The sequence below is a fragment of the Bradyrhizobium huanghuaihaiense genome (genome assembly GCF_007830635.1).
Lineage (GTDB): Bacteria > Pseudomonadota > Alphaproteobacteria > Rhizobiales > Xanthobacteraceae > Bradyrhizobium > Bradyrhizobium huanghuaihaiense.
Genome location: NZ_VLLA01000021.1, coordinates 21238 through 43606 on the forward strand (window position 1 = coordinate 21238; position 22369 = coordinate 43606).

Below are 22369 nucleotides of genomic sequence, written 5' to 3' on the forward strand. Positions count from 1 at the left end.
CCGCAAGCGGGGAGAGGCAAAGATCAGTGGGCCGCTCCGGCGACGCCGAGATGGCGCTCCAGGACCGACGGGTCAGCCTTCAGCGCGGCACTCGGGGCGTCGTGGACGATCGTTCCGCGCTCCAATATCACAACGCGATCGGCAAGCCCCAGAATCTTTTGGGCATTCTGCTCGACGATGATGGAGCAGATGCCTCCAGCCCGGGTGATGGTGCCGATCGCCTTCAGCAGCTCCTCGACGATGATGGGGGCTAGGCCCTCGGTCGGCTCGTCCAGCAGCAGGACCTTCGGGTTGAGGGTCAGCGCGCGGCCGATCGCCAGCATCTGCTGTTCACCACCAGAGAGCTGGTTGCCAAAGTTGCTCCGCCGCTCCTTCAGCCGCGGGAACATCTCGTAGACCTTCTCCACCGTCCAGGGGCCGGGCTGGGCCACCGCGGTCATGTTCTCTTCCACGGTGAGCGAGCGGAAGATGTTGCGCTCCTGAGGCACCCAGCCGATGCCGGCGCGCGCCCGCTGGTCGGGCCGCAAGGCGGTGACGTCGGTGCCGGCCAGCGCGACGGTGCCGGAGAAGCGGCGGGTGACGCCGACGATGGAGTTGATCAGCGTGGTCTTGCCGGTGCCGTTACGCCCGAGCAGTGCCAGCACCTGCCCTTCGGCGAGACTGAGCGTCATCTTCGGCAGCACCACCGCCTCGCCATAGCCGGCGCGCAGGGCCTCGATTGCGAGCAGGTCAGACATTGACCGCCTCCTCGCCGAGATAGACCGCCTTCACCTGCGGATCGCGCGCGACCTGCTCGGGCGGGCCCTCCGTCAGCAGCGCGCCGGACACCAGCACCGAGATGCGGTCGGCAAAGGAGAAGACGAGATCCATGTCATGCTCGATCAGCAGCACGGTGACGTCGCGCGGCAGCGCGCCGACGACGGCGAGAATGTCATGGCGCTCGCTCTCGGGCACGCCGGCGGCGGGCTCGTCGAGCAGCAGCACGCGCGGCTTGGCGGCGATCGCGACCGCGATCTCGAGCAGGCGCTGCTTGCCGTAAGGAAGCGTCACGGTCTCTTCGTTCATGACGTCGAGCAGATGGAAGCGTGTCAGGAGCTCGGCGATCTCGCCGTTGACGTCGCCGCGCGTCCCCATCCGCCGCCACCAGTCGCCGCCATGGCCGAGACGCTCTGAGACCGCAAGACCGATGGTCTCGAGCGGGGTCAGGTCGGGATAGAGCTGGTTGATCTGGAAGGTGCGCGAAAGGCCGCGCAGCACGCGCTTGTGCACGGGCAGGTCGGTGATATCTTGGCCTTCAAGCAGGATGCGGCCCGAGTTCGGCTTCAGCACCCCGGTGAGCTGGTTGATCACGGTGGTCTTGCCGGCGCCGTTGGGCCCGATCAGCGCGTGGCGGGCGCCCTGCTCGATCTTCAGGGACAGGTCGCGGGTGACGCGCAGGCCACCAAAAGTCTTTTCGAGATTTTGGGTTTCGAGCGCGATGGTCATGCGTCGCTCTCCGGCACGGCGACGACAGCCTTGCGTCCAGCAACCTGCCTGATGATCAGGTTCGGCACATAAAGCACCCAGCGATGCAGGCGCTGGCGGCCGACCAGCACGATCACGACCAACACGAGGCCGATCCAGAACTGCCAGTACTGCGGCGTGATGGTGGAGAACAATTCCTGGAGCATGCGGAACACCACCGCGCCGATCAGCCCGCCATAGAGATAGCCGGTGCCGCCGATCACGAGCACCAGCATCAAATCGGCGGAGCGCTCGAACGCGAACACATCGAGCGAGGCGATCGCGGTGGTCTGGGTGAACAGCGCCCCCGCAATGCCGGCATAGAATGCCGCGAGCGTGTAGATCGCGATCAGGCGGCGGTTGACGGGGATGCCGATCGCGGCGGCGCGCAACGGATTGTTCTTGATGGCGCGCAGCGACAGGCCGAACGGGGAATGCACGACGCGGCGGGCGAACAGGAACAGCACGAACAGCACAGCCAGCGAATAGAAGAAGCCGGCCTTGCCGAACATGTCGAACGGGATCTCGCCGAAGATCGGCTGCATCTCGATGCCCTGCAGGCCGTCGGTGCCGCCGGTGATGTTGGAGAAGCGCTCGGCAAGCGCCTCCAGCAGCAGCGCGATGCCGAGCGTCACCATCAGACGGGTCAGGTCGACGCCGCGGATCACCAGGAAGCTGGTGGCGAAACCGAGCACCATCGCGGCGAGGCCCGCGACAATGAGCGCCAGCACCGGCTCGTTGATGATCCCGTGCAGGGCAAGCAGTCCCGCGGCATAGGCGCCGACGCCGAAGAAGGCGGCATGGCCGAGCGAGACGATGCCGGCATAGCCGAGGATGAGATCGAGCGACATCGTGAACAGCGCAAGCCGCAGGATGTCGGTCATGATCAGATAGCGCGTGGGAAACAGAAAGCCGCAGGCCAGCACCATGAGCCAGAAGGCGACTTCGCCGTAGTGCCAGCGCGCCTGGCGCTGGGCGTGAAAACCGACGTCGGAAGCAGCGGTCATCGGCGAACTCAACGCGCAGCCGTGCGGCCGAACAGGCCGTTCGGGCGCCAGATCAGGATCACGATCATCATGGTGTAGATCACGAAGGGTCCCATCTTCGGCACGTAATATTTGCCGGCGACGTCGCCGATGCCGAGCAGGAGCGAGGCCAGGAACGGGCCCGTTATCGAGGAAGAGCCGCCGACGGTGACCACGATCAGGAAGTAGATCATGAACTTCAGCGGGAAATACGGATCGAGGCCGAGGATCTCGGCACTGAGCGCGCCGCCGAGGCCGGCGAGCCCGCAACCGAACGCAAAGGTGAAGGCGAACACCTGCGGCACGTTGATGCCGAGGCCGCTCGCGGCGCGGGGATCGTCGACCGCAGCGCGCAGGCGGCTGCCGAAGCGGGTCTTGGCCAGCACCATCTGAAGGCCGATGGTGAGCAGGCCGCAGATCACGATGATCATCAGCCGATAGCGGCCGATGCCGACGCCGAACACATCGAACTGGCCCTGCAGCGCGGCCGGCAGGTTGATGAACACGCGCGAGGAGCCCTGGATGTAGTCGACGGCTGCGACCGACATGAAGGTCAGGCCGATGGTGAACAGCACCTGGTCGAGATGGCTGCGGGTGTAGAGATGGCGATAGAGCGTGCGCTCCAGCGCGATGCCGATCGCTGCCGACGAGACGAAGGCGAGCGGAAGCGCCGCGAAGAACGGCCAGCCCATCCGGTTGACCAGCACCATGCAGACATAGCCGCCGGCCATGGCGAAGGCGCCATGGGCGAGGTTGACGAAGTTCATCAGGCCGAGCGTGACCGCGAGCCCGCAGGCGAGCACGAACAGCAGCATGCCGTAGGCAACGCCATCGAACAGGTTGGTGAGGATCGCGGTCATCGAGGATAGATCGTTCCTGGTGGACGCTCGTCATTCCGGGGCAGCGCGAAAGCGCTGAGCCCGGAATCTCGCTTCAACTATTTCGAGATCCCGGGTTCGCGCTAATGCGCGCCCCGGGATGACGCGCTTTCGCGCGTCACTTCTTGGTCTTGCCGAGATCCTTGACGGCCTCGAAGGTCGCGAACTCGACGTTGTAGAGCTCGCCGTCGACCTTCTCGACCTTGCGGATGTAGATGTTCTGCACGATGTCGCGGGTCTCGGGGTCGATCGAGATCGGACCGCGCGGGCTCTCCCACTTCTGGCCCTTCATCGCCTCGATCAGCTTGTCGCCGTTGGTGTCGCCATTGGTCTTCTTCAGCGCCTCGTAGATCAGGTGAATGCCGTCATAACCGCTCACCGCCATGAAGCCCGGACGGTTGCCGAAGGCCTTCTTGTAGGCCGCGACGAAGTCCTTGTTCATCTGCGAGGGGTGCGCCGCCGAGTAGAGATGCGCGGTGACCGTGCCGAGCACGGCGTCGCCCATGTTGTTGAGCAGGTCGTCGTCCGTGACGTCGCCCGGCCCGATCACCTTGATGCCGGCCTTGTCGAGGCCGCGCTCGGCATATTGCTTCATGAAGTTGCCGCCCTGGCCCGCCGGCACGAACACGAAGATCGCGTCGGGCTTGGCATCCTTCATGCGCTGCAGGAACGGCGCGAAGTCGGGGTTCTGCAAGGGCGTCTTGACCTCTTCGACCACCTCGCCGCCGCCCGCGGTGAAGTTCTGCTTGAAGAAGTTGAGCGCGTCATTGCCCGGCGCGTAGTCCGACGTCAGCGTCGCGACCTTCTTGATGCCGTTCTTCACCGCCCAGTCGCCGATGATGGTCGAGGACTGCGCCAGCGTGAAGCTGGTGCGCACGATGTAGGGCGAGCGCTCGGTGATGATCGAGGTGCCGGCCGCCATCACGACTTCCGGGATCTTGGCTTGCGTCGCCAGCGGCGCGGCCGCGAGCGCGGCGGGCGTCACGCCGAATCCGGCGATGAAGTTGACCTTGTCGTTGACGATCAGCTCCTGCGCGGCGGTCTTGGTCTTGTCCGGAATCGCCGCATCGTCCTTGAGGATGATCTCGATCTTCTTGCCGGCGACGGTGTCGCCCTTCTGCTGCATGTAGAGCTTGATCGCGTTCTCGATCTGCTTGCCGGTCGAGGCCTGGCCGCCGGTCATCGGCAGGATGAGGCCGACCTTGACCGTGTCTTCCGCCTTGGCGGGCGCGACGGCCGCGAAGCCCGCGATGGCAGCGGCCGCTGCGGTGCGCGAAAAAATCTTGCGTTCGAACATCAGATGTCCCTCCCCTTCATTCCTGACCTCTTGTGAGCCGGACCGAGTGCCCGGTCCTTGCCGCGCTTTACTCACGGACGAGCCATGCCGTGCGGCCACATGGCGTCCTCTGCAACCCCGTTGTCAATCGGACGTTGGGCGACCATTCGGCGCAAGCCGCGTGATCTGCCTCAACGACGGCAGGGAGAGATTTGTACGATTGTACAAATATAATGGTCCTGTCAACGAAAAAGCCCCTCGTGGCGCTGGCCGATTGGGCGGTGATTGTTGATGCGCCATTTTAAGAAGACCGCACGACGCCGTAGATGGAGGATTCCGCCCCTCATTTGCAGAATTTGGATATCTCACCTGCTTCGCGGTGGGGCCACTTGGGTGACGCCCATCGAACGGGGAATACGTGATGTATACCGTACCAGCTAAATTCACCCCTTCAAGGGCAAAATTTGCTTATTATAATACCTTCTTTGTATACATCATCGCCGACCCTCGAATAGGCCAATTTTAGATGTTGAGGGCTATAGTTCGTCGCTGACGCCCATCCGGCGTCCCCTCATCCCGCGCCCGATCGGGCACGACCTAGAAGATGTCCATGCGTTCCCGTTCGCTTTCGATCGCTGCTGCAGTCGCCCTGCTCGCTTCCAACCTTGCAGGCTGCGGCACGGTCAACGAGAAACTCTCGGCCGGCATGGGCGACTACGTCCCGCAATGGGCCGGCGGTCTTCCGGCGGATGCTCCGCCGCGACCGGGCACGCCGCAATACGACGCCTACATGAAGGAGCGCGAGCGCAAGCGGCTGATGCCGGCGGCCGATCGCGAGAAGGAAGAGCAGGCGCAGAAGGGCGCGACGGGGACGACGTCGGCTGGCGCGGTGCGCTAGCCTCCTGCCGTCATTCCGGGGCGCGCGAAGCGCGAACTATGGTGCGCAATTGCGCACCTGAGAATCTCGAGATTCCGGGCTCGCCTCTTCGAGGCGCCCCGGAATGACGGTGCCCTAATCCACGAACACCACGGTCTTGCGGCCGTTGAGGATCACGCGGTCGTCGAGATGGTAGCGGATCGCGCGGGCCAGCACGCGGCGCTCGATGTCGCGGCCCTTGCGGACGAGATCTTCCGGCGTGTCGCGATGGCTGATGCGCTCGACGTCCTGGTCGATGATCGGGCCTTCGTCGAGATCACGCGTGACGTAATGCGCGGTGGCGCCGATCAACTTGACCCCGCGCTCGTGCGCCTGGTGATAGGGCTTTGCGCCCTTGAATCCCGGCAGGAACGAGTGGTGGATGTTGATGCAGCGTCCCGAGAGCTTTGCCGAGAGATCGTCGGAGAGGATTTGCATGTAGCGGGCGAGCACCACGAGATCGGTCCCGGTCTTGCCGACGAGATCCATGATCTGCCCCTCCTGCTCGCGCTTGGTCTCCTTGGTGACGGGCAAATGGTGGAACGGGATGCCGCCGAAATCGAGCCCGGCATAGACCTCGCGCGGATGGTTGGAGACGATCGCGGTCGGAACCATCGGCAATTCGCCGGTGCGCCAGCGGTAGAGGATGTCGACCAGGCAATGGTCGGACTTCGACACCAGCAGCATCACCTTGCGATGCGCGGCGCGGTCGCGCATCTGCCACTCCATGCCAAAACGCTCGGCGATGGCGGCAAAGCCGGTCTGCAGTGCCGCGAGCTCGACGACGAGATCGGCCGCGGTGAACACCACGCGCATGAAGAAGTTCTTGGTCTCGACGTCGTCGAACTGCTGGGCGTCGAGAATGTTCTGTCCGTTATGGGCCAGGAAGGTCGACACCGCCGAGACGATGCCGGGACGATCCGGACAGGACAGGGTCAGGACATATTGATGATCGGGCATCTTGATGAACAGGCTTGGCTCTTGATGAAGGTTTGTGCAACGGCCGCGGAACACCCCGCAATTTGCGCCCTGCTCTAGCACCGACGCTGGCCTTGCGCCAATCCCGGGCGCAGAGTCAGGATGAACGTACCATTGCGATTTATACCGGAGCTCGCCCATGGCCGACCGCTTGAACGGCACCCGCATCCTGATCCTGGAAACACGCGAGGAGGCGCAGTTTTCCAAGCTTCTGGCCGAACAAGGCGCCGAGGTCGTGCAATGCCCGATGTTCACCATCGAGGATGCGCCGGACCCCGCCCCGATCGAGGCCTGGATTCGCCGCGCCATCGACAGGCCCTTTGAGGACCTCGTGCTGATGACCGGCGAAGGCCTGCGGCGGATCATGAAGCTCGCGCGCGCTCGCGGGCTCGACCAGGCCCTGGTCGCGTCGCTCGCCAAATCGCGCAAATTCACCCGCGGGCCGAAGCCCGGCAAGGCGCTGCGTGAAATCTCGCTCGAGGCGCAGCAGACCACGGAGAAGCCGACCACCGAGGGCGTGATCGAGATGCTGGGCAAGCTCGACCTGAAGGGCCATCGCCTCGGCCTGCAGCTTTATCCGGACAAGGATCACAGCGCATTGGTCGGCGCGCTCGCCGCGCTAGGCGCCGAGGTCGACACCGTGCTGCCCTATGTCTACGATTCCAAGGCCGCAGATGCCAGCATCGTCGCCGCCATCGACGACATGGCGGAAGGACGCATCGACTCCATCGCACTGACCAATCTCGGCCAGGTCCGCCGCCTGATCGAAGCCGCCAGGGCGCATGGCAGCGAGGCGAAGCTGCGCGCCGGCCTCGAACGCACGCTGATCGCCTCGGTGGGCCCGGCCGTCTCCGGCGAGCTCGCCGCGCACGGCCTGCGCACCGACGTGTCGCCTCCGGAGGAAGCCTACTTCATGCGCCCGCTGATCTCGGCCATCGCCGCAGCGCTGGCGGAACGGAAGCCGCAAGGCGCAGCGAGGTAAGAGCCGAGCGCGGGGGCGGCCTGCAGCGGCTGCGATTGACAGGTGTAGCGTCAGCGCTACTTTGCCGAACAGCAAGAAGAAACAACACAGCAAGAAGAAACAACAAAGGCAGGGAATCGCCGTGACACGCGTCATCGCCTCTTGAGCAGAGGCGCGCGACCTTCAGCGCTCGCACCGTTCCGCATTCGCAACTATCGCTTCCAGTGGCCATCCGACCTGCTCACCTCCTGGGCGTTCGAGATCGAGACCCTGGTGCTCGGCTGGTACATCCTGGTCGAGACCGGATCGGTGCTGCTGCTGACCCTTCTCGCCTCGCTGCAATATCTGGGAACACTGATTGCACCGGCGCTCGGGATGGTCGGCGACCGCATGGGTCATCGCGATCTCCTCGTGGTGCTGCGCCTGACCTACACGGCGCTGGCCTCGACCATCATGGTGCTGGCGCTGACCGGACACCTGGCGCCGCTCAACGTCATGATCATCGTGACGATCACGGGCCTGATCCGCTCCTCCGATCTCGGCCTCCGCAGCGCGTTGCTCGCCGACATCATGCCGGCCGAGCAGCTGGTCGGCGCGATCAGCCTGTCACGCACGACCCAGGATAGCGCCCGCATCGCCGGAGCGCTGACAGGAGCCGGCCTCTTCGCCGTGCTCGGCATTGGATTGGTTTATGCGGCGGTCGCGAGCCTCTACCTGGTGGCCGCGATTCTCATGTCCTGCCTGACCCGGCCGAAAAGGACCGTCGCCACGACGGACCTGCCGGCGAACAGCCGCGCCGTTTCAAAACTGCTCGACGAGCTGAAGGAAGGGATTGTCTACGCCTGGAATGGCCCTGGAATGGGCGCTGCGCTGTGCGTTGCCTTCCTCGCCAATCTCACCGCATTTCCCTTCACCGGCGGATTGCTGCCCTACATCGCGCGCGAAATCTTTCACACCGACCAGACCGGCCTCGGCTATCTTTCGGCGAGTTTTGCCGTCGGTTCGCTGATCGGCTCGATCACGCTCAGCCTGGTCGGCGGATTGCGCATTGCCCGGCTGCTGATCGGCGCGACGCTGGCCTGGTACGCCATGTTGCTGGTGTTCGTCGAGATCAGGACGATGCCCGTCGCCATGGCCTGCCTCGTTCTCGCCGGCATCGCACAGAGCATGTCGATGATCTCGGCGGCCGTGATCCTGATGCGCACGGCGAGCGCGCATCTGCGCGGCCGCGTGATGGGCGTGCGCATGATGGTGATCTACGGCCTGCCGCTCGGACTGCTCGCGGCCGGCAGCCTGATCGACATCATCGGCTATTCCGCGACAGGGTCGCTCTACGCCGCCGTGGGCTTCATCGCGATGCTGGCGATCGCGATCCGCTGGCGCGCCGACCTCTGGCCGCTGCACGCCCCCGCCAACGCGCGCTGACGGCGCCTAGTCTCCATACCCGCGCAGCCGCTCGACATTGAGGATGGTGACGCCGCCATATTCCAGCCGCAGCAGCCCCTCCTTCTCCAGTCGGTTCAGCGCGCGGTTGGCATTCTGGCGGGACATTCCGGAGAGCGCGCCGATCTCCTCCTGGGTGATCTCCAGATGCGCCGTCGATTCCGGATAGAGGATCGGGTTGAACAGCGAGGCGATGCTGCGGGCAAGCCGCGAGGTGGCATCGAGCGTGCGGTTGACCTCGAGCATGCCGATGAACTGGCCGAGTCGCTCGTTGAGCTGGCGCACCAGGAAGCGGTTGAAGCCGACGCTGTTCTCGAACAGCCACATGAACGCGCTGCGCTCCATCAGCGCAACGCGGCTGTTGCGCAGCGCCACCACGTCGTAGCGGCGCGGCTCGTTCTTGAGCACGCTGCCCTCGCCGAACCAGGCCCCGGCCGTCAGCCCGGCGAGACTGGTCTCCTTGCCGTCGCGCGAGACCCCGCCCATCCGGGCAAGGCCGAAAACCATGCCGGCCCAATAGTCGAAATTGTCGCCACGCATGAACACGGTCTCGCCGGTGCCGTAGGACCGCTCCGTGATTCCGGCGCGGGCGACCTCGATCTCCGCGCGCGTGAGCTCGCGCGACCAGGCGGCAACGCGCTTCAGATGATCCTCTGAAATCATGATCTCGAAGCCAGCCGCACCGTGTCGTCACTCCACCCGTATGCTGCATCGCAACATCAACATTTCGGCTTCCATCCGACGAAAGATGAAGGCCGCCTCGGTCCGAAAAACTTTGTCGCAGAATTGTCAGGCCGGAGACATTTCAAAATAGCGCTTTCCCCTATTGAGAACCACCTCGGGTGATGCGGCTTTTGATCCCAAACGGGAACGAAAGTGGCGACCGTCCGGTCGAGACCAATAGCTGCATGGTCTGGCAGGCACGGCCGTATTAGGATCGCCCGACAGAACCGACGAAGAGCGCCGCAGAATGCGCCATCACCGGGAGGGATTTGTTTGGTGGCTACCAGTCTCGAAGTGCGCGGCGTGTCCTTACGATTCGGCGGCGTTCGTGCGCTGACCGATGTCAGCTTCGCCATCAAGGAAGGCGAGCTGTTCTCGATCATCGGCCCCAACGGCGCCGGCAAGACCTCGATCGTGAACTGTATTTCCGGTCGCTACAAGCCGACCGAAGGCCAGCTGTTCTATGGCGATCGCGACATCACCGGCCTGACCCCGAATGCGCGCGCCTCGCTCGGCATCGGCCGCACCTTCCAGAATCTCGCGCTGTTCCACCACATGAGCGTGCTCGACAACATCATGGTCGGCCGCCATCACCTCCTGAAGAACAACTTCCTCACGGGCTCGCTGTACTGGCTCACCCGCGCGCGCAAGGAAGAGCTCGAACACCGCCGCAAGGTCGAAGAGATCATCGACTTCCTCGACCTGCAGTCGGTGCGCAAGGCGACCGCCGGCACCCTCTCCTACGGCCTGCGCAAGCGTGTCGAGCTCGCCCGCGCCATGGCGCTGGAGCCGCGCCTCATCCTCCTCGACGAGCCGATGGCCGGCATGAACTTCGAGGAGAAGGAGGACATGGCCCGCTACATCGTCGATCTCAACGAGGAGTTCGGCATGACAGTGGTGATGATCGAGCACGACATGGGCGTGGTGATGGACATCTCCCACCGCGTCATGGTGCTGGATTTCGGCCGCAAGATCGCCGAAGGCGATCCGGGCGCGGTGCTCGCCGATCCCCACGTCAAGCGCGCCTATCTGGGTGAAGAAGACGAGGTGCTGGTCGATCCCGACGACGCTCCTCCGGCGCAGGAGAGCGCGGCATGATGGATTATGCAGGCCGCGTCGCGCAGGCCGATACCTACCCGAAGATGCTGCGGCTCAATGCGAAGGAGCACGGCAACGAGATCGCGCTGCGTGAGAAGGATCTCGGGCTGTGGCGCATTTTCACCTGGAGCGACTACCAGCGGCGGGTGCGCGATTTCGCGCTTGGCCTCATCGAGCTCGGCCTTGGTCGCGGCGACGTCATCGGCATCATCGGCGACAACCGACCGGACTGGGTCGCAGCGGAAGTGGCGACGCATGCGATTGGCGGCCTCAGCCTCGGGCTCTATCGCGACGTGCTGGATGAAGAAGCCGCCTATCTCCTCACCTATGGCGAGGCGCAGCTGGTCTTCGCCGAGGACGAGGAGCAGGTCGACAAGCTGCTGGCGCTGGCCGAGCGTGTGCCGAAGCTGAAGCACATCATCTATTCCGATCCGCGCGGCATGCGGAAATATGACGACCCGCGCCTGATGTCGGCGGAGAAGTTTGCCGAGCTCGGCCGCGCCCGCGCCACGCGCGAGCCGGAGCTTTACGACAAGCTGGTGGATGCCACGAAGGGCGAGGACGTCGCGATCCTCTGCACCACCTCCGGCACCACCTCGCATCCGAAACTGGCGATGCTCGCCGCCGGCCGCGTGCTCGGCCATTGCGCGACCTATCTCGCCTTCGACCCCAAGGGGCCCGATGACGAATATGTCTCGGTGCTGCCGCTGCCGTGGATCATGGAGCAGGTCTACGTGCTCGGCAAAGGCCTGCTCTGCCGGATGAAGATCAACTTCGTCGAAGAGCCCGACACGATGATGAACGATCTGCGCGAGATCGCGCCGACCTTCGTGCTCTTTGCCCCACGCGTCTGGGAGTCCATCGCCGCCGACGTCCGCGCCAAGGTGATGGACGCGACGCCCTTCAAGCAGCGCCTGTTCGACATCGGCATGAAGTCGGGCCTCGCCGCGCTGGAGCAGGGCAAGCGCTCCGGCTTTGCCGACGCGACTCTGTTCCGCGCGCTGCGCGACCGCCTCGGCTTCACCCGCCTGCGCTCGGCCGCCACCGGCGGCGCGGCGCTCGGCCCCGACACCTTCAAATTTTTCCAGGCCATGGGCGTGCCGCTGCGCACGCTTTACGGCCAGACCGAACTGCTCGGTGCCTACACGCTGCATCCCGAGGGCAAGGTCGATCCTGACACGACCGGCGTGCCCATGGCCGACAGCGTCGAGATCCGCATCGACAATGCCGACGTCCACGGCGTGGGTGAAATCGTGGTGCGGCATCCCAACATGTTCCTGGGCTATTACAAGAACCCCGAGGCGAGTGTCGCCGACATCAAGGACGGCTGGATGCTCTCGGGCGACGCTGGCTATTTCAATACCAATCGGCAGCTCGTCGTCATCGACCGCATCAAGGACCTCGCCGAGACCTCGCGCGGCGAGCGCTTCTCGCCGCAATTCATCGAGAACAAGCTGAAGTTCTCGCCCTATATCGCCGAAGCCGTGGTGCTCGGGGCCGGCCGCGACGCGCTCGCGGCAATGATCTGCATCCGCTACTCCATCATCTCGAAATGGGCGGAGAAGAACCGCCTTTCCTTCACGACCTACAGCGATCTCGCCTCGCGGTCGGAGGTCTATGCGCTGCTGCAGAAGGAGGTCGAGACCGTCAACGCCACGCTGCCGCCCGCCCAGCGCATCTCGCGCTTCCTCTTGCTCTACAAGGAGCTCGACGCCGACGACGGCGAGCTCACCCGCACGCGAAAGGTGCGCCGCGGCGTCATCAACGAGAAGTATGAGGGTATCATCGACGCCATTTACCGCGGCGATGCCGACATCCCCGTCGACACCGTGATCCGCTTCCAGGACGGCACCACGCAGCGCGTACGAACGACACTGCGCGTGGTCGACCTCGGCGGACATGGGCACATGGCGGAGGCTGCGGAGTGAATTCGCTTCCAATACAGAGTCGGCAATCGATCCACCCCTCCCTGCGCAAGCGGGGAGAGGCGAAGGATAGCATCACATGAACACCGCCTTCCTCATCCAGCTCCTGGTCAACGGCCTCGTGGTCGGCACGCTCTATGGCGTGGTCGCGATGTCGTTCGTGCTGATCTACAAGGCGACCCAGGTCGTCAATTTCGCGCAAGGTGAATTGCTGCTGGTCGGCGCCTGGGTGTGCTGGGCGCTGCTCGCCAAATACCAGGTGCCGTTCTGGATCGGCATGCCGATCACGCTGGTGTTCATGTTCGTGTTCGGCATCGCGGTGCAGGTGCTGATCCTGCGGCCGATGATCGGCGAGCCCATCATCTCCGTGATCATGGTGACGATCGGCCTGTCCACCGTGCTCCAGGCCACGCTGAAGTGGATGTTCGGCGTCAACCCGCAGCCGTTCCCGCGCGTGTTCGAGAGCCAGTCGGTCAGCCTGTTCGGCCTCCAGATCCAGACCGTCTACGTCATGAGCCTCGTCGTCTCGGTCGCGATGATGATCGGCATGGCCTGGTTCTTCCGCGCCTCGAAATACGGCCTCGCGATGCGCGCCACCGCGTTCAACCAGCAGGTCGCGCAGTCGCTCGGAATTTCCGTGAAAAGCGTGTTCGCGATGGCCTGGGCGATCTCGGCGACAGTTTCCGCGGTCGCCGGCGTCGTCGTCGCCGTCGTCAACGGCGTGTCCTCGGGCCTTGCCGCCTACGGCATCAAGGTGTTTCCGGCGGCGATCCTTGGCGGGCTCGATTCCGTCGGCGGGGCCGTGCTCGGCGGCATCATCATCGGCCTGCTCGAGAACGTCGCCCAGTATGTCGACAGCGAGTATCTGCACTGGGGCAATCTCTACGAGATTGCGCCGTTCTACGTCCTCATCATCGTGCTGATGATCAAGCCCTACGGCCTGTTCGGCACCCACGACATCGAGCGGATCTGACCCATGGCCGGCCCTGCCCTCATCCCCGCTGGTGACTTCCGCACCTCCTATGCGGCCGACACCACGATCTTCCCGACCACCACCAGCCGCAACTTCGCGATTCTCGGTGTGCTGCTGCTCTGCCTCGCGCCGCAATTCTTCAGCGGCTACTGGCTCAGCATCCTGATCCAGATCGGCATCTTCTCGATCGCCGCGCTCGGCCTGAACATCCTGGTCGGCTTCACCGGCCAGATCTCGATCGGGCACGCCGCCTTCTTCCTGCTCGGCGCCTTCACCTCGGCCTACATCTCCAACAACGCGCCGATCCCGGTGTTCTTCGCGATTCCGCTCGCGGGCGTCGTCACCGCGATGGTCGGTCTGATCTTCGGCATCCCGGCTGCGCGGCTGAAGGGCCTCTACCTCGTCATCGCGACGCTGGCCGCGCAATACATCCTGCTCGACTTCTTCTCGCGCGCCGAATGGTTCTCCGGCGGCTCGGTGCCGGCGAGCGCCGAGCCGTTCTCGATCTTCGGCTATACGCTGCGCGGCGATAAGCAATATTTCTACGTCGTGCTGGCCTATGTGCTCCTGAGCTACATCCTCGTCACCAATCTGATGCGCACGCGCGACGGCCGCGCGCTGGTGGCGATCCGCGACCATTATCTCTCCGCCGAGATCATGGGCATCAACCTCACCAAGTACCGCACGCTGTCGTTCGGCCTCGCCGCCTTCTTCGCCGGCATCGCCGGCGCGCTCTACGCGCACTACCAGCTCGTGGTCTCCCAGGAAGGCTTCGGCATCGAGCGCTCGATCCTGTTCCTGGCCATGATCATCATCGGCGGCACCGGCTCGATCATGGGCACGCTGATGGGCACCGCCTTCGTGGTGCTGCTGCCCGAGGGGATGGAGTTCATCAGCCACTACTTGAAGGGTGGCGCGATCGACAAGGCGCTGTCGCTCAACACCAACATCACCTTCCTCCGCGAGATCGCGATCGGGGTGATCATCATCGCGTTCCTGATGTTCGAGCCCGATGGGCTCGCGCATCGCTGGCGGCAGATCAAGGCGTACTGGAAACTCTACCCGTTCTCGCACTGAGCACGGCAACTTCACTTAAACAATAAACAGGAGGAACCGACCCATGAAGGCAAAATCCCTTTTGAGCACCGCATCGCTCGCGATCGTGATCGCCGCCTTTTCGGCCGGCGCGCAGGCGCAGATCGCGATCGGGCATCTCGCCGATTATTCCGGCGGCACCTCCGACGTCGGCACGCCCTACGGCCAGGCCGTCGCCGACGCTTTTGCCTGGGTCAACAAGAACGGCGGCGTCGGCGGCAAGCAGCTCAGCGTCGACACCAACGACTACGGCTACCAGGTGCCGCGCGCGATCGCGCTGTACAAGAAATGGTCGGCGCCGGACAGCAAGGTCGCGGCGATCATGGGCTGGGGCACCGCCGACACCGAAGCTCTGACCGGCTTCCTCGCACAGGACAAGATCCCCGACATGTCGGGCTCCTATGCCGCGGCGCTGACCGATCCCGAAGGCGTCAGCGGCAAGGCCAAGCCCGCGCCCTACAATTTCTTCTATGGCCCGAGCTATTCGGACTCGCTGCGCGCGATGCTGATGTGGGCGGCCGAGGACTGGAAGGCCAAGGGCAAGTCCGGCAAGCCGAAGTTCGTGCACATGGGCGCCAACCATCCCTATCCGAACGCGCCGAAGGCCGCGGGCGAAGCCATGGCGCAGGAGCTCGGCTTCGAGGTGCTGCCGCCGCTGGTGTTCGCGCTCACGCCGGGCGACTACAGCGCGCAGTGCCTGAGCCTGAAATCCTCGGGCGCCAACTACGCCTATCTCGGCAACACCGCGGCCTCCAACATCTCGGTGATGAAGGCGTGCAAGACCGCCGGCGTCGAGATCCAGTTCCTCGGCAATGTCTGGGGCATGGACGAGAACGCCGCCAAGACGGCCGGAGATTCCGCCAACGGCGTGATCTTCCCCTTGCGCACCGCGGTGAGCTGGGGCGGCGATGCGCCCGGCATGAAGACGGTGATGGAGATCTCCAAGATGTCCGATCCGAGCGGCAAGGTCTATCGCCCGGTGCACTACATCGCGGCGGTCTGCTCGGCGCTGTACATGAAAGAAGCGCTCGACTGGGCCGCCCAGAACGGCGGCGCCACCGGCGAGAACGTCGCCAAGGGCTTCTATCAGAAGAAGGACTGGGTGCCATCAGGCATGGAAGGCGTCTGCAATCCCTCGACCTGGACCGACAAGGATCACCGCGGCACGCTGAAGGTCGACCTCTACCGCACCAAGGTGTCGGGCGCGACCGACGGCGACCTCAACGACCTCATGGCCAAGGGCACGATCAAGCTCGAGAAGGTCAAGACCGTCGAGCTGCCGCGCAAGCCGGAACTGCTGGGCTGGTGAGCCACGCCGTTTCCCCACACACAACTGTCATCCCCCGCGAAGGCGGGGGATCCAGTACGCCGCGGCTTCTCCGTGAATCTCAGGCGTCTCTGGAATACTGGGTCGCCCGGTCAAGCCGGGCGACGACAGCGGAGAGTTATGAAGCATGACCGAGACCGCAGAAACCGTTCGTCCCTCGCCCAGCATCGTCCCCGCGCCGCCCCTGCTCGCCGTGCGCAACATCGAGGTCGTCTATGACGACGTCATCCTGGTGCTGCGCGGTCTCAGTCTCGACGTGCCCAAGGGCGCGATCGTGGCGCTGCTGGGGGCCAACGGCGCCGGAAAGTCGACAACGCTGAAGGCGATCTCGGGGCTGCTCAAGACCGAGGACGGCGAGGTCACGCGCGGCGAGATCCTGTTCGAGGGCGAGCGCATCAACGGCATCGATCCCGACAAGATCGTCCGCCGCGGCATCTTCCAGGTGATGGAGGGCCGGCGCATCGTCGCCGACATGACATCGCTGGAGAACCTCAAGCTCGGCGCCTTCACCCGCAGGGACCGTGAGGTCGATGCCGACCTCGACATGGTCTTCAACTATTTCCCGCGCCTGAAGGAGCGCACCGGGCTTGCCGGCTATCTCTCCGGCGGCGAGCAGCAGATGCTCGCGATCGGCCGCGCGCTGATGGCGCGCCCGAAGATGATTTTGATGGACGAGCCGTCGATGGGCCTGTCGCCGCTGCTGGTGAAGGAGGTGTTTTCCATCATCCAGAAGATCAACCGCGACCTCGGCGTCACCATCCTGCTGGTCGAGCAGAACGCGCGCGCGGCGCTGTCGGTGGCGAGCCACGGCTACATCATGGAACAGGGCAAGGTCGTGCTCGACGGCACCGCCGACGAACTGCGCGACAACGAGGACGTCAAGGAGTTCTACCTCGGCGGCGCCGGCGACCAGCGCAAGAGTTTTAAAAATCTCAAGAGCTTCAAGCGGCGCAAGCGTTGGCTGTGACCCGCAACGCTTCGAGCCTAGCCCAGCACCTGCTCCGCTTCCGTGACTGCGCAGAGAACATGATAGAACGACGACGCAGGAATGGTGTCGACCAGCGATTTGCCGTCGCGATCGAACTGGTCGTACCAGCCGCCCTTGACGGGATGGCTGAGATAATGCCGTTCGAGCCGCACCAGCGCCGCGCGCGCTTCCTCCGCCGCGCCCGCCTCGCCGGACTCGGCCTGCGCGATCCACGCTTTTGCGATCTCGGTCTGCGGCCACAGCCGGCGCGTGCTGCGGCGGATGTTGCCGCTCGCATCGCCCTCGTCGATCAGGCAGCCCGTCGCCTCGTCGCGATAGCGCAGCGCGGTCGCCAGCAGCTCCGCGCGCCGCTGCCCGGTCGGACAACCCGTGATGCGCTCAAATCCCTTCAGCAGCCAGACCCATTCCGCCTGATGGCCCGGCTCGACGCTAACCGGCTCGATCTTGGACCAGTCCTCCTCGAAATACTCCGACAAGACGTGCTTCTGCTTGTCGTAGAGATTGGCGAGGAACAGCGCGAAGAACTCGCCGGCACGGTTCTGGAACGACAAATCGTGGGTCGCGTCGAAGCACGCGATCATCGCCTCGAACAGATGCATGTGCGGGTTCTGCCGGCGCGGCAGCGAGACCGGCAGACCTTCGTGAACGCCGCCATGCGGCGAGCGCAGATGGCCGTCGAGGAAGGCGAGCAGCGCGTCGATCTCGACGCGAATTTGCGCGTCCTTGTCGAGCGTGTAGACGGTCGCGAGCGCAAACAGGATGAAGGCGTGGTCATAGGCGTCGCGCCGACCGTCCAGCATCGCGCCCTCCGGCGTCAGCCGGTGCACATAGCCGGGCTTGCCGTCGGGCGATTTGGCCTTCGCCAGCAGGTGCTCCAGCCCCTTCAGCGCGATGGCGCGCCCTTCCGGATACCAGCCCATCTGCGCCGCCTTGGCGTAGCAGTAGATCTGGCGGGCCTGCACGAACACGCGCCGCGGCGCGGCGGCATCCGCCGTGCCGTCGCGGTGCAGCCGGTCGATGAAGCCGCCCGCTTCATGATCCCAGCCGACGGTCGACCACAGCGGCATCGCCTCCTCGATCATGCGGCGTTTCAGGCGCGCGACGACGCCAGCCGTCTCCTCCGCCGCCATGATCGGTTCCTCCGCCATCTCGCTCTCTCCACGTCCCGACAATGGCCGTCTGATACCCATGCCAGCGGCGGCGTGCAACGGATGCCAACCCGGAAAGATCAGCCATGACCGCCCATTACGACGCCCTCGAGACGCGCGAGCAGGCTGCGCGCGAGGCCGAGCTGTTTTCGCGCCTGCCCGCCGTGCTGCGCAGCGCGATGACGGCACCAGCCTATGCCGAGCGGCTGAAGGGCGTGGATCCGGACGCCGTGACCACGCGCGCGGCGCTGGCGCGCCTGCCGGTGCTGCGCAAGTCGGAACTGCCGGCCCTGCACAAGGCCTCGGCACCCTTCGGCGGCTTCGTGGCGGCAGCCCCGGGCTCGTTCGCACGGCTTTTCACCTCGCCGGGACCGATCTTCGAGCCGGAAGGACGGCAGGCCGATCCGTGGCGCGGCGCGCGGGCGCTGTTCGCGGCCGGGTTCCGCGAGGGCGACATCGTGCTCAACACATTCAGCTACCACCTCACGCCCGGCGGCTTCATCTTCGACTCGTCGGCGCGCGCACTGGGCTGCGCGGTGATCCCCGCAGGTCCCGGCAATGCCGAGCAGCAATTCGAGCTGATCGAAGCCTATCGTCCCGTCGGCTACAGCGGCACGCCGGACTTTTTGAAGATCCTGCTCGACGCTGCCGCAACCGCAGGCCGCGACGTCTCCTCGATCAAGCGCGCGCTGGTCTCGGGTGCGGCCTTCCCGCCCTCGCTCCAGGCCGAGATCAAGGCGCGCAGCATCGACGCCTACCAAGCCTTCGGCACCGCCGATCTCGGCCTCATCGCGTTCGAGACCGAGGCCCGTGAAGGCATGGTCGTGAACGAGGACCTGATCATGGAGATCGTCAAGCCCGGCACCGGCGATCCCGTGGCGCCGGGCGACGTCGGCGAGATCGTCGTCACCTCGCTCGACCCGCACCATCCCTGGATCCGGCTTGCGCTCGGCGATCTCACCGCCGCGCTGCCGGGCACCAGCCCCTGCGGTCGCACCAACATGCGGATCAAGGGTTGGATGGGCCGCGCCGACCAGACCACGAAGGTCAAGGGCATGTTCGTCCGTCCCGAGCAGGTCGCCGAGATCGCCAAGCGCCATCCCGCCCTCGGCCGCCTGCGTCTCGTCGTCACGCGCCAGGGCGAAACCGACGCCATGACGCTGAAGGCCGAAACCGCGGCGGCAAGCGAGGCACTGCGCGAGGAGATCGCGGGCACCTTGCGGGCGGTGACGAAGCTCGGCGGCGCGATCGAGCTGGTCGGCCCCGGTGCGCTGCCGAACGACGGCAAGGTGATCGCGGACGAGCGCTAAAGCATGATCCGGAAAAGTGCGAAGCGGTTTTCCGGAAAGATCACGCGCAAACAACAACCTAAAGCGCGAGGATGATTAATCCAAATTTCATCGCGCTTTAGAATTTCCGGACGAGGTCGATCACCTCGTCCTGCTGCGCGCGAGTGATTTCCGCGAACATCGGCAGCGACAGGATTTGTCCCTGGTCGCGAGATGCATTCGGAAACTGTTCCGTGCGGTAGCCGAGCCGCTGATAGGCGGCCAGAAATGGCAATGCGGTGGGATAGTTGATGGCCGTCTGCACGCCGTTGGCCTTGAGATGGGCGGCCAATGCATCACGACGCGGATGGCGGATCGTATAGAGGTGGTAGACGTGACTGCGCTTGGGCGCGACCGCGGGCACCATGATATCCTCGATTTGGCCCAGTCCTGCGTCGTAGACTTTCGCTGCAGCCTGTCGCGCCTCGGTCCAGGCCGCCAGATGCGGCAGCTTCGCCGACAGGATGGCCGCCTGCAGACCATCGAGCCGACTGTTGATGCCCTCGATCTGGTGCTGATGCTTCACGAGCCCGCCATGGCGCGCCAACATGGTCATATGCTCGGCGAGTGCGCCGTCATTGGTGACCACCGCGCCGGCGTCTCCCATCGCACCGAGATTCTTGCCCGGATAGAACGAATAGGTCGCGGCCGCGCCGAAGGTGCCGACCATTTGCCCCTTGTAACGTGCCAGATGCGCCTGCGCGCAATCCTCGATCACCCACAATTTGTGCCTGGCTGCGATCGCCATGATCGCATCCATGTCGGCGGGCTGGCCGTAGAGATGGACAGGGATGATGCCGACAGTGCGCGGCGTGATCGCCGCCTCGATCGCCGCCGGATCGATCGTGAAGGTCGCACCGTCGGTGTCGCAGAACACGACCGAAGCTCCGGCATGGGTGATCATCGCGGCCGTCGAAATCCACGAATGCGCCGTGGTGATCACCTCGTCACCCGGCTTCACCTTCAGCGCCTTCATGGCGAGATAAAGCGCATCGGTCCCGTTGGCACAGGACACGCAATGCTTCACCTCGGCGGCCTCGGCGAATTCCCGTTCGAAGGCATCGACATAGCTACCGCGAATGAACGCGCTGTCGCCGATCACGCCCGCGATTGCAGCATCGATCTCGCTCTTGATGGTCTGATGCTGCAGATGCAGATCGGCAAAAGGCACGGCCATCGATCGTATTCCCTTAAATTACCGGTCTACAGCCGGCGCGCCGGATTGCCGGCATAGGTGCCCGGCGTCGTAATGTCCTTGGTAACCACGGAGCCCGCGCCGATCACGACGTCATCCACGATCTTCACCGGCAGGATGGTGGCGTTCGAGCCGATCGACACCCGGTTGCCGATCACCGTCTCGCGCCAAAGCTCCTTGTGTCCGCGCGCCGGTCCGCCGGTCGAGAACGTATCGTTGATGAACATCACGCCATGACCGATGAAGCAATCCTCGCCGATCGTCACCAGCTCGCAGATGAAGGCATGCGACTGCACGCGGGTGCGCGCGCCAATCACCACGTCCTTCTGGATCTCGGTGAATGGACCGACGAAGCAATCGTCGCCGATCTTGCAGCCATAGAGGTTGCAAGGCTCGACGACCTTGACGCCGGTACCGAACGCGACATCGCGAATGGCGGCTTGATGGATGTCCGGCTTGTTCACGTGACGACACCCAGGCGGCTCAGCCGCGGTGTAAATCGTAGCGAGACCTCGGCGCCGGTCTCGATCGATTCATAGAGCGCGGAGATCAGTTCCAGGCTCTTGCGGCCCTCGAGCCCGTCGACCAGCGCGGCGCGCTGGTTCACCAGGCAGTCGACCACATGGTGATAATAGGCCTGATGGCCGAAGCCGTAGACGTTGGGCGGATTGACCGAGAACTTCTCGACCACGTCCTTGTCGGACGGCAGCTCGTCGACGAAGCGCCAATGCCGGATCTGATTGACCGCGAAGCCGGAGATTTCCACCGTGCCCTTTTCTCCGAGGATCGAGAGCGATCCCTCCAGATCGGTCGGCCGCGCCGCCGTGGTGGCCTCGACGATTCCGAGCGCGCCGTTGCGGAACTTCAACGTCGCAACCGCAGTGTCCTCGGTCTCGATCTTCGCGAGCGCCGTCATCCCGCGCGCATGCACGCTGACGACGTCGCCGAAGAACCACTCCAGCATGTCGATGTGATGGCTCGCCTGGTTGGTGAGCACGCCGCCGTCATAGACCCAGGTGCCGCGCCAGGCATCCTGGTCGTAATAGGCTTGATCGCGGCACCAGCGCACGCGCACGGTACCCAGGATCAGCTTGCCGAAACGGCCGGCATCGAGCGCCTCGCGCGCCTTGACGACGGGCACGTTGAAGCGGTTCTGCTTGACGATGAACATCTTCACGCCCGCTTCGTCGCAGGCACGGATCATGTCGTCAGCATCCTGCAGCCGGAGCGCCATCGGCTTCTCGACGACGACGTGCTTGCCGGCCCTGGCGCAAGCGATGACGTGCGCCGGATGCAGCCCGCTCGGTGTCAGCACCGCGACCGCGTCGATGTCCTTGCGGGCGAGAAAATCGTCCATGTCGTAATCGGCAGGCACCCCGAACTTGCCGGCAATGGCATCGGCGCGCGCGCGGACGGGATCGCAGACCGCAACGAGGCTCGCACCTTCCACGTGATTGCCGCCCAAGAGGTCGGAGTGGCGTTTGGCAATTCGCCCGCAGCCGAGCAGCCCAAATCTAATCATGCAGAGCCTTCATCATACCGGTAAACGCCGGTGATCGCGGACGGGGCCGGCCCAGGCAAGGCCGATC

21 protein-coding genes are annotated in these 22369 nt (G+C 64.6%); 10 read left to right on the plus strand and 11 right to left on the minus strand.

From position 1 onward, the window contains the following. Positions 1 to 23 precede the first annotated feature (23 nt). The 5 genes from IQ16_RS32370 to IQ16_RS32390 all read right to left on the minus strand — a co-directional run bounded on the left by IQ16_RS32370 (position 24) and on the right by IQ16_RS32390 (position 4703). The gene (locus IQ16_RS32370) at positions 24 to 737 is read right to left on the minus strand and encodes an ABC transporter ATP-binding protein (protein ID WP_018643265.1); all 714 of its coding nucleotides are present in this window, start codon (positions 735 to 737) and stop codon (positions 24 to 26) included. Beyond that, a complete protein-coding gene (locus IQ16_RS32375; protein WP_018643264.1) occupies positions 730 to 1485 on the minus strand; it encodes an ABC transporter ATP-binding protein in 756 nt (251 codons plus the stop codon). The genes IQ16_RS32370 and IQ16_RS32375 overlap by 8 nt, the downstream gene beginning before the upstream one ends. Further along, positions 1482 to 2510 carry a branched-chain amino acid ABC transporter permease gene (locus IQ16_RS32380; RefSeq protein WP_018643263.1) on the minus strand — a complete coding sequence of 343 codons (1029 nt, stop codon included), beginning with the start codon at positions 2508 to 2510 and terminating at the stop codon, positions 1482 to 1484. The genes IQ16_RS32375 and IQ16_RS32380 overlap by 4 nt, the downstream gene beginning before the upstream one ends. 8 nt (positions 2511 to 2518) lie before the next feature. Further along, positions 2519 to 3388 (minus strand): branched-chain amino acid ABC transporter permease, encoded by an 870-nt coding sequence (locus tag IQ16_RS32385; RefSeq protein WP_018643262.1) that lies wholly within the window; start codon positions 3386 to 3388, stop codon positions 2519 to 2521. Positions 3389 to 3524: 136 nt separating this feature from the next. Further along, positions 3525 to 4703, minus strand: coding sequence for an ABC transporter substrate-binding protein (locus IQ16_RS32390; RefSeq protein ID WP_018643261.1), 1179 nt, complete (start codon positions 4701 to 4703; stop codon positions 3525 to 3527). Positions 4704 to 5286: 583 nt separating this feature from the next. On the opposite strand from IQ16_RS32390, the gene IQ16_RS32395 reads away from it, so the two are divergent. Beyond that, positions 5287 to 5580: a hypothetical protein gene (locus IQ16_RS32395; protein WP_018643260.1), complete on the plus strand. Its 294-nt coding sequence runs from the start codon at positions 5287 to 5289 to the stop codon at positions 5578 to 5580. A gap of 114 nt (positions 5581 to 5694) precedes the next feature. Here the strand turns inward: IQ16_RS32395 and purU are convergent, their stop codons facing one another. Further along, a complete protein-coding gene (purU, locus tag IQ16_RS32400; protein WP_026312038.1) occupies positions 5695 to 6558 on the minus strand; it encodes a formyltetrahydrofolate deformylase in 864 nt (287 codons plus the stop codon). 157 nt (positions 6559 to 6715) lie between these two features. On the opposite strand from purU, the gene IQ16_RS32405 reads away from it, so the two are divergent. Both IQ16_RS32405 and IQ16_RS32410 read left to right on the plus strand, forming a co-directional pair. Beyond that, a complete protein-coding gene (locus IQ16_RS32405; RefSeq protein WP_018643258.1) occupies positions 6716 to 7558 on the plus strand; it encodes a uroporphyrinogen-III synthase in 843 nt (280 codons plus the stop codon). Positions 7559 to 7699: 141 nt separating this feature from the next. After that, positions 7700 to 8962 carry an MFS transporter gene (locus IQ16_RS32410; protein WP_018643257.1) on the plus strand — a complete coding sequence of 421 codons (1263 nt, stop codon included), beginning with the start codon at positions 7700 to 7702 and terminating at the stop codon, positions 8960 to 8962. A 6-nt stretch (positions 8963 to 8968) separates the two neighbouring features. Here IQ16_RS32410 and IQ16_RS32415 read toward each other — a convergent pair whose 3' ends face one another. Beyond that, a complete protein-coding gene (locus IQ16_RS32415; protein ID WP_018643256.1) occupies positions 8969 to 9643 on the minus strand; it encodes a Crp/Fnr family transcriptional regulator in 675 nt (224 codons plus the stop codon). Positions 9644 to 9979: 336 nt separating this feature from the next. Here IQ16_RS32415 and IQ16_RS32420 point away from each other — a divergent pair, with 336 nt between their 5' ends. From IQ16_RS32420 to IQ16_RS32445, 6 genes are all read left to right on the plus strand, one after another. Continuing rightward, positions 9980 to 10801, plus strand: coding sequence for an ABC transporter ATP-binding protein (locus tag IQ16_RS32420; RefSeq protein WP_026312037.1), 822 nt, complete (start codon positions 9980 to 9982; stop codon positions 10799 to 10801). Next, the gene (locus tag IQ16_RS32425) at positions 10798 to 12729 is read left to right on the plus strand and encodes a long-chain fatty acid--CoA ligase (protein WP_018643254.1); all 1932 of its coding nucleotides are present in this window, start codon (positions 10798 to 10800) and stop codon (positions 12727 to 12729) included. The genes IQ16_RS32420 and IQ16_RS32425 overlap by 4 nt, the downstream gene beginning before the upstream one ends. Positions 12730 to 12805: 76 nt before the next feature. Beyond that, complete coding sequence (locus IQ16_RS32430; protein WP_018643253.1) at positions 12806 to 13699, plus strand: branched-chain amino acid ABC transporter permease; 894 nt, start codon at positions 12806 to 12808, stop codon at positions 13697 to 13699. A gap of 3 nt (positions 13700 to 13702) precedes the next feature. Further along, a complete protein-coding gene (locus IQ16_RS32435; protein ID WP_018643252.1) occupies positions 13703 to 14776 on the plus strand; it encodes a branched-chain amino acid ABC transporter permease in 1074 nt (357 codons plus the stop codon). Positions 14777 to 14819: 43 nt separating this feature from the next. Beyond that, positions 14820 to 16103, plus strand: coding sequence for an ABC transporter substrate-binding protein (locus IQ16_RS32440; protein WP_018643251.1), 1284 nt, complete (start codon positions 14820 to 14822; stop codon positions 16101 to 16103). 145 nt (positions 16104 to 16248) lie between these two features. Beyond that, positions 16249 to 17088, plus strand: a complete 840-nt coding sequence (locus tag IQ16_RS32445; RefSeq protein ID WP_018643250.1) for an ABC transporter ATP-binding protein — start codon at positions 16249 to 16251, stop codon at positions 17086 to 17088. A 17-nt stretch (positions 17089 to 17105) separates the two neighbouring features. On the opposite strand, the gene IQ16_RS32450 is transcribed toward IQ16_RS32445, so the two are convergent. Next, entirely contained in the window at positions 17106 to 18257 is a 1152-nt protein-coding gene (locus IQ16_RS32450; protein WP_018643249.1) for an AGE family epimerase/isomerase, read from the minus strand. An 86-nt stretch (positions 18258 to 18343) separates the two neighbouring features. On the opposite strand from IQ16_RS32450, the gene IQ16_RS32455 reads away from it, so the two are divergent. Next, complete coding sequence (locus tag IQ16_RS32455; RefSeq protein WP_018643248.1) at positions 18344 to 19567, plus strand: phenylacetate--CoA ligase family protein; 1224 nt, start codon at positions 18344 to 18346, stop codon at positions 19565 to 19567. A 97-nt stretch (positions 19568 to 19664) separates the two neighbouring features. On the opposite strand, the gene IQ16_RS32460 is transcribed toward IQ16_RS32455, so the two are convergent. Genes IQ16_RS32460 through IQ16_RS32470 form a run of 3 tightly spaced genes read right to left on the minus strand, consistent with a single transcriptional unit; the run spans position 19665 to position 22302 of the window. After that, entirely contained in the window at positions 19665 to 20762 is a 1098-nt protein-coding gene (locus IQ16_RS32460) for a DegT/DnrJ/EryC1/StrS family aminotransferase (protein WP_018643247.1), read from the minus strand. A 26-nt stretch (positions 20763 to 20788) separates the two neighbouring features. Beyond that, positions 20789 to 21244, minus strand: coding sequence for an acyltransferase (locus IQ16_RS32465; RefSeq protein ID WP_018643246.1), 456 nt, complete (start codon positions 21242 to 21244; stop codon positions 20789 to 20791). Continuing rightward, the gene (locus IQ16_RS32470; RefSeq protein ID WP_026312036.1) at positions 21241 to 22302 is read right to left on the minus strand and encodes a Gfo/Idh/MocA family protein; all 1062 of its coding nucleotides are present in this window, start codon (positions 22300 to 22302) and stop codon (positions 21241 to 21243) included. The genes IQ16_RS32465 and IQ16_RS32470 overlap by 4 nt, the downstream gene beginning before the upstream one ends. Between the last annotated feature and the right edge of the window lie 67 nt (positions 22303 to 22369).

Excerpts from the sequence above, each read along its gene's own strand:
- IQ16_RS32375 (WP_018643264.1), bottom strand. The coding sequence starts at position 1,485 with ATGACCATCGCGCTCGAAACCCAAAATCTCGAAAAGACTTTTGGTGGC.
- IQ16_RS32430 (WP_018643253.1), top strand. The coding sequence starts at position 12,806 with ATGAACACCGCCTTCCTCATCCAGCTCCTGGTCAACGGCCTCGTGGTC.
- IQ16_RS32450 (WP_018643249.1), bottom strand. The coding sequence starts at position 18,257 with ATGGCGGAGGAACCGATCATGGCGGCGGAGGAGACGGCTGGCGTCGTC.
- IQ16_RS32445 (WP_018643250.1), top strand. The coding sequence starts at position 16,249 with ATGACCGAGACCGCAGAAACCGTTCGTCCCTCGCCCAGCATCGTCCCC.
- purU (WP_026312038.1), bottom strand. The coding sequence starts at position 6,558 with ATGCCCGATCATCAATATGTCCTGACCCTGTCCTGTCCGGATCGTCCC.
- IQ16_RS32435 (WP_018643252.1), top strand. The coding sequence starts at position 13,703 with ATGGCCGGCCCTGCCCTCATCCCCGCTGGTGACTTCCGCACCTCCTAT.
- IQ16_RS32415 (WP_018643256.1), bottom strand. The coding sequence starts at position 9,643 with ATGATTTCAGAGGATCATCTGAAGCGCGTTGCCGCCTGGTCGCGCGAG.
- IQ16_RS32405 (WP_018643258.1), top strand. The coding sequence starts at position 6,716 with ATGGCCGACCGCTTGAACGGCACCCGCATCCTGATCCTGGAAACACGC.
- IQ16_RS32460 (WP_018643247.1), bottom strand. The coding sequence starts at position 20,762 with ATGGCCGTGCCTTTTGCCGATCTGCATCTGCAGCATCAGACCATCAAG.
- IQ16_RS32455 (WP_018643248.1), top strand. The coding sequence starts at position 18,344 with ATGACCGCCCATTACGACGCCCTCGAGACGCGCGAGCAGGCTGCGCGC.
- IQ16_RS32385 (WP_018643262.1), bottom strand. The coding sequence starts at position 3,388 with ATGACCGCGATCCTCACCAACCTGTTCGATGGCGTTGCCTACGGCATG.
- IQ16_RS32380 (WP_018643263.1), bottom strand. The coding sequence starts at position 2,510 with ATGACCGCTGCTTCCGACGTCGGTTTTCACGCCCAGCGCCAGGCGCGC.
- IQ16_RS32470 (WP_026312036.1), bottom strand. The coding sequence starts at position 22,302 with ATGATTAGATTTGGGCTGCTCGGCTGCGGGCGAATTGCCAAACGCCAC.
- IQ16_RS32440 (WP_018643251.1), top strand. The coding sequence starts at position 14,820 with ATGAAGGCAAAATCCCTTTTGAGCACCGCATCGCTCGCGATCGTGATC.
- IQ16_RS32390 (WP_018643261.1), bottom strand. The coding sequence starts at position 4,703 with ATGTTCGAACGCAAGATTTTTTCGCGCACCGCAGCGGCCGCTGCCATC.
- IQ16_RS32395 (WP_018643260.1), top strand. The coding sequence starts at position 5,287 with ATGTCCATGCGTTCCCGTTCGCTTTCGATCGCTGCTGCAGTCGCCCTG.
- IQ16_RS32370 (WP_018643265.1), bottom strand. The coding sequence starts at position 737 with ATGTCTGACCTGCTCGCAATCGAGGCCCTGCGCGCCGGCTATGGCGAG.
- IQ16_RS32425 (WP_018643254.1), top strand. The coding sequence starts at position 10,798 with ATGATGGATTATGCAGGCCGCGTCGCGCAGGCCGATACCTACCCGAAG.